The sequence below is a fragment of the Streptococcus sp. 27098_8_109 genome, assembly GCF_041432295.1.
In the GTDB taxonomy this organism is placed as follows: Bacteria; Bacillota; Bacilli; order Lactobacillales; family Streptococcaceae; genus Streptococcus.
In genome coordinates this window covers 21,205-27,204 of sequence record NZ_JAPVZJ010000025.1, presented here as the reverse complement: position 1 = coordinate 27,204, position 6,000 = coordinate 21,205, and the positions used below count along the sequence as shown (strand labels likewise).

Genomic DNA, 6,000 nt, shown 5'->3' with positions numbered 1-6,000 from the left:
AGGCAGACTTGAGCAACCTTGTAGCGACTAAGGATTTGACAGTAAACTTGAATGGCTTAACCACTCCAGCTGAAGTGCAAAAAGGCGTGGCTGACAATACTAAAGACACAGTAGATGTCCCAGCTACTTATTTGGATAAAGCCAACTTCCCAGGTCCATTCACAGCTGGTGTCAACCAAGTCATTCCATACGAATTCTTCGCTGGTGACGGTATGTTGACTCGCCTTATCTTGAAAGCCTCAGACAAGGCTCCATGGTCAGACAATGGTTCAGCTAAAAATCCGGCTCTCCCACCAGTAGAGAAATTGGGCAAAGGTCTCTACTTCTACGAAGTAGATTTGGCAGGGACTCAAGGTAAATCTGATAAAGATTTGCTTGACCTCTTGAAACAAAACGGCACTCAAAGTTATAAAGCTACTATCAAGGTGTACGGTGCTAAAGATGGCAAGGCAGACTTGAGCAATCTCGTAGCGACTAAGGATTTGACAGTGAATTTGCATGGACATCAGTCTCTGATTCCGATGCAGTCAGGTTTCGTCCCATCTTCTAATGGTTCAGCTATGCCGGCTCCAATGATGAATAGTCATCAAGATGCATCTAATACGAAAGCTCAAATGCCTAGTGCCGATCAAGATGAGATGAAATCTAAAATGCCAGCTGCTAGCCAGGATAAGATGATGCCTAACAAAGAGCAGGACAAAACTATGAACGCTAGCCAGCCAATGGCAACTCCAAGTATGAAGCAAGACCAAGTCGCAGCGACCTCAAGCAAAATATCTGATGAAGGCAAGATGGCATCTACTAACAAGGTGTCAAGTCCAATGATGGCTGATCACATGAAAGACCAAAAAGATATGCTTCCATATACTGGTGAAGCCCAAACATCAATGGCTACTATTGGATTCTTTGGACTCGCCTTGGCAGGACTGCTAGGTGGCCTCGGTTTGAAAGCTAAAAAAGAGGAAAATGACTAGTCTAGCTACAGACTTTCTATCTAGGATTTGAAAAATCCAGATATCGATTAGAATGTTCGTAAAGAGATTAAAATAGTGTTATACTATTGTGGTATAGCACTGTTTTTTTCAAAGGAGAGACAGATGGGAAAGACAATTTTACTCGTTGATGACGAGGTAGAAATCACAGATATTCATCAACGTTATCTGGTTCAGGCAGGATATCAGGTTTTGGTGGCCCATGATGGAGTAGAGGCCTTAGAAATCTTCAAGCGAAAACCGATTGATTTGATTATTACAGATATCATGATGCCTCGGATGGATGGTTATGATTTGATTAGTGAGGTTCAGTATCAATCTCCAGATCAGCCTTTTCTCTTTATCACGGCTAAGACTAGCGAGCAGGACAAGATTTATGGCCTGAGCCTAGGGGCAGATGACTTTATTGCCAAGCCCTTTAGCCCTCGTGAGCTGGTTTTGCGTGTCCACAATATCTTGCGTCGCCTTCATCGTGGAGGTGAGACAGAAGTCGTCAGTCTCGGGGATTTACGGATGAATCACGGTAGTCATGAGGTCCAAGTCGGAGATGTGGCGCTTGATTTGACAGTCAAATCCTTCGAACTTCTATGGCTTTTAGCCAGCAATCCAGAGCGGGTTTTCTCTAAGACAGACCTCTATGAAAAGGTCTGGCAGGAAGACTATGTGGATGATACCAATACTTTGAATGTTCATATTCATGCTCTTAGACAGGAGTTGACTAAACATGCTAGTGCAGAAACACCGACCATCAAAACCGTCTGGGGCTTGGGCTACAAAATTGAGAAAGCACGAGGTAGTCAATGAAATTAAAAAGTTATATTTTAGTGGGGTATATCATTTCAACACTCCTAACGATTATCGTGGTTTTTTGGGCCATCCAGCGAATGCTAATTGAAGAAAGAGAGATTTATTTCCTAGTGGGTATGACTCTCGTGGCTAGTTTTATCGGTGCTGGGATTAGTCTCTTTCTCCTATCGCCAGTCTTTACTTCATTGGGCAAACTCAAGGAACATGCCAAGAGGGTAGCAGACAAGGATTTTCCATCAAATCTGGAGGTTCAAGGTCCTGTAGAATTTCAACAATTAGGCCAAGCTTTCAATGAAATGTCCCATGATTTGCAGGCCACCTTTGATTCTTTGGAAGAAAGCGAACGAGAAAAGGGCTTGATGATTGCTCAACTTTCGCATGATATCAAGACCCCCATCACTTCGATCCAAGCGACGGTAGAAGGGATTTTGGATGGGGTTATCAAGGAAGGAGAACAGGACCATTATCTAGCAACCATTGGACGCCAGACTGAAAGACTCAATAAACTGGTTGAGGAATTAAATTTTTTGACCCTAAACACGGCTAAAAATCAGGTGGAAACTACCAGCAAAGACAGCATTTTTCTTGACCAGCTCTTGATTGAGTGCATGAGTGAATTTCAGTTCTTGATTGAGCAGGAGGAGCGAGATGTCCAATTGCAGGTAATCCCTGAGTCTGCTCGGATTGAGGGAGATTATGCCAAACTTTCTCGTATCTTGGTGAATCTGGTCAATAATGCTTTTAAATACTCAGCTCCAGGAACCAAGCTGGAAGTGGTGGCTAAGCTGGAAAAGAACCAGCTTTCAATCAGTGTGACCGATGAGGGACAGGGGATTGCCCCAGAGGATTTGGAGAATATTTTCAAACGCCTTTATCGTGTTGAAACTTCGCGTAACATGAAAACAGGTGGTCATGGCTTAGGTCTTGCGATTGCGCGTGAATTGGCCCATCAATTGGGTGGGGAAATCACAGTCAGTAGCCAGTACGGCATCGGAAGCACCTTTACCCTCCTTCTCAATCTCTCTGGCAATGAAAATAAAGCTTAAAACCCCTTTACAAATCTAGCCATTCATGGTAGAATGGATTTTGTGCGAAATATCAGCAGGAAAGCATGAAGCTCGTCAACAGGTGTCTTATGATAAGTAACCTTGGCTGTTTAGGCGAAGGGCATCTGCACGAATCAGGGCTTTCTAAGTGACTATTTCCACCGAAATATTATTTATATCAGGAGGACATTCACATGTCACGTTATACAGGACCATCTTGGAAACAAGCTCGTCGCCTTGGCCTTTCACTTACAGGTACAGGTAAAGAATTGGCACGTCGTAACTATGTACCAGGACAACACGGACCAAACAACCGTTCTAAATTGTCAGAATACGGTTTGCAATTGGCTGAAAAACAAAAACTTCGTTTCACTTACGGTGTAGGTGAAAAACAATTCCGTAACTTGTTCGTACAAGCTACAAAAATCAAAGGTGGAATCCTAGGTTTCAACTTCATGCTTCTTTTGGAACGTCGTTTGGATAACGTTGTTTACCGTCTTGGTCTTGCGACTACTCGTCGTCAAGCTCGTCAATTCGTAAACCACGGTCACATCCTTGTTGACGGAAAACGCGTTGATATCCCATCATACCGCGTAACTCCAGGTCAAGTGATCTCAGTTCGTGAAAAATCATTGAAAGTTCCAGCTATCCTTGAAGCAGTAGAAGCTACTCTTGGACGTCCAGCATTCGTATCATTCGACGCTGAAAAATTGGAAGGTTCATTGACTCGCTTGCCAGAACGCGACGAAATCAACCCAGAAATCAACGAAGCACTTGTCGTTGAATTCTACAACAAAATGCTTTAATTTTAAGAAATATCTTACAGAAAGCCTACAACAGTGGGCTTTTTGCTTTGTCTTAAAATGTTGATTTCTGGGTTTGTCCCCCTGTTTGTCCCTCTTTACAAAGAACTCACAGCTTTCTCATAAAATGAGACGGCTGTTTTTACTTTTTCTTTGGAGAGATGACTGTAAGTGTCCATAGTCATAGCTAGTGTAGAATGACCTAGACGGTGTTGTAATTCTTTATATGGTATTCCAGAGTTTAGCAAAAGACTAGCATGTGTGTGTCTGAAACCGTGGAATCCAATATTAGGTACACCAGCATGGTTGAAACGTGTATTTAAACGAGTTGATAGTGTTTTATTGTTTGCGTATTGGGGAAATAATAGAAGTTTAAAAGTTTGTTATTTTAAATTTGATGTTTATAAAATGATTAGCAGATAAGAAAAGGAACAACTTGCCTTAATTGCCTGCAGAATGGTAAGGAGATAAGAGAGAAAACACCTCTTAATGGCTTATCTCATGGTATGAGAGTAGTCTTGAAGTAAGAGTGAACCAAGAGAAAATAAAAAAGCACTTAGAAAAATCTAAGCGCTCAAGAGTAGTGGACGGTGTGCCTGTCCCGTCATCTCATACTATGAAGTTGCGTAGCGACACTATCATTTCTACCTCACTTCTCTTTAAACTAATTATATCATAAAGGAGTAGGAGCTTGACCACTGACGAAGTAGAAAAGAAACAAGAAGTATTAAAAATTTTGAAAAAGCAATTCAGAGACTAGACTTAGACTTGAAGATAAGTGATTGTATGATGTAGGACGTGAGATATTCGCCAATCTCTTTACAAGGCGAACTGGAGAGAGATTAAAGATATGGCAATTATACGAGGCGCTAGACATCGATAAGGCTCAATATGAGTGCCTCAAGGCTGATATACTGCTAGACTTTGCTAAAAGCTATCGAGACGGTGTTTTAGTGGTGTATAAACAAAACATATCTTAGGCTTAATTAAAAGCCTTTAGAAACGAATCTAAGGTTTTTTTGACTGGTTGATTTTATCAGTAATTTTAATTTCCTTGATTTCATTTTCAAAGAGTTTAATCCATCTGGTTCCAGAATTAACGGATAACCCATCAAGTTCTTCATCATAGACATCTTTGTCTTCGTAAAGAGCTACACCTTTAAATATTTGGCCATCAATATCGGTGATTCTGACAACCTTGTTATTAAATTCTTTAAGTTCCATCAGTCTCTCCTTTCGTACTACTATAGTCTGTTATATTATTGGAATCCCTTTTGTGTAAGCTTCTTTGGCTTCAGCAAGTGTCATTTCATTAGGGCCGCCATCTATATTAGTTTCTCCTGTATTTTGCCACTGACAGATGTCGCAGATATCATACACTGCTGTAACAGTACCACATACTGGACAATGGACATATTCGCTACCGTTAATAATGATTAAATTCTCTTTCCCAATCTTATTCATTTAAGGTCACTCCCAACACTATACAAATATATTAGCTATTTCAATACACTACTTTTTCAATATCATTGATTGTAATTGTTATGGTATCCCAGTCTTTAGGTGAATCACCTATATCAGCAATAAAAGTATCTTCGCTTAACTTCTCGACAATTGCTACCGTTTGACCGTTTTGTAACAACACTGTATCAAATTCTCGAATTTTTACGATTTTTCTCCTTGCGTAAGCTTCTTTGGCTTCAGCTAGAGTCATCTTATTTGGACCACCGTCTATATTTATAATACCTGTATTTTGCCAACGACAGACGTCACAGATATCATAGTCCATAACCTCAGTTCCGCAAACGGGACAATGTAACCATAAATATCCATCAATTTCCCATGTCTTTTTTGATCTATCCATATAAATCCCTCCTTCATATACTCGCCAAATCAGTCTTTTTGGTGAACCGTGAGTATCAACCCACCTTTCCATCATTATACTGCAAATCGAAGGGGATTGCTAATAATTGAGTGTGTATTCCAGATGTAGTATGATAGTATTATTAGGTAATAAAAAAAGCACGTTTGACCGTGCTAGTTTCTTGCCGGCTGAACTCATCATTTTAAGTCCTTTTTTGTTACCCTTTATGTTTTCTCAACTTATTTGAATTTAATAGTTTTTGAGAAAGTCAAGTTAGATTCATAGCAGGCTTATGCCTGTTTTTTTGTACCTAATCACTGCAAGATAACAAAATGTTGTAATATTTTATTGAATAAGATAGGCTTTAGAGCCTTGATATTAAGCACTTTGGGGCGTTTTCCCTTAGTGCTTTTTTTGTTTTTACTACCAGCTATAAGTATCTATACGCAACTAGACCTGTATAGTTTAAAGTGATATAATAGTCTAAA

The 6,000-nt window shown here is 40.2% G+C and carries 6 protein-coding genes and 2 pseudogenes; 4 read left to right on the top strand and 4 right to left on the bottom strand.

The window, feature by feature from the left end; all coding sequences use genetic code 11:
- The 4 genes from O3664_RS08545 to rpsD all read left to right on the top strand — a co-directional run.
- Positions 1 to 974, top strand: a 974-nt coding sequence (locus tag O3664_RS08545; RefSeq protein ID WP_371613898.1) for an SSURE domain-containing protein, incomplete at its 5' end; no start/stop codon positions are given.
- Between the two features lie 123 nt (positions 975 to 1,097).
- Positions 1,098 to 1,796, top strand: coding sequence for a response regulator transcription factor (locus tag O3664_RS08540; RefSeq protein ID WP_049521327.1), 699 nt, complete (start codon positions 1,098 to 1,100; stop codon positions 1,794 to 1,796).
- On the top strand, positions 1,793 to 2,845 hold the full coding sequence (locus O3664_RS08535) for a sensor histidine kinase (protein ID WP_371613897.1): 1,053 nt from the start codon (positions 1,793 to 1,795) through the stop codon (positions 2,843 to 2,845). The genes O3664_RS08540 and O3664_RS08535 overlap by 4 nt, the downstream gene beginning before the upstream one ends.
- A 194-nt stretch (positions 2,846 to 3,039) precedes the next feature.
- Complete coding sequence (gene rpsD / locus O3664_RS08530; protein WP_000092756.1) at positions 3,040 to 3,651, top strand: 30S ribosomal protein S4; 612 nt, start codon at positions 3,040 to 3,042, stop codon at positions 3,649 to 3,651.
- A gap of 95 nt (positions 3,652 to 3,746) precedes the next feature.
- Here the strand turns inward: rpsD and O3664_RS08525 are convergent.
- The 4 genes and pseudogenes from O3664_RS08525 to O3664_RS08510 all read right to left on the bottom strand — a co-directional run.
- Positions 3,747 to 4,004, bottom strand: a pseudogene (locus O3664_RS08525) (tyrosine-type recombinase/integrase); the annotation flags it as partial.
- A 652-nt stretch (positions 4,005 to 4,656) separates the two neighbouring features.
- The gene (locus tag O3664_RS08520) at positions 4,657 to 4,872 is read right to left on the bottom strand and encodes a hypothetical protein (RefSeq protein WP_084923589.1); all 216 of its coding nucleotides are present in this window, start codon (positions 4,870 to 4,872) and stop codon (positions 4,657 to 4,659) included.
- A gap of 30 nt (positions 4,873 to 4,902) precedes the next feature.
- Positions 4,903 to 5,112, bottom strand: a complete 210-nt coding sequence (locus O3664_RS08515; protein WP_084923591.1) for a CPCC family cysteine-rich protein — start codon at positions 5,110 to 5,112, stop codon at positions 4,903 to 4,905.
- Between the two features lie 214 nt (positions 5,113 to 5,326).
- A pseudogene (locus O3664_RS08510) lies at positions 5,327 to 5,512 on the bottom strand (CPCC family cysteine-rich protein); the annotation flags it as partial.
- Between the last annotated feature and the right edge of the window lie 488 nt (positions 5,513 to 6,000).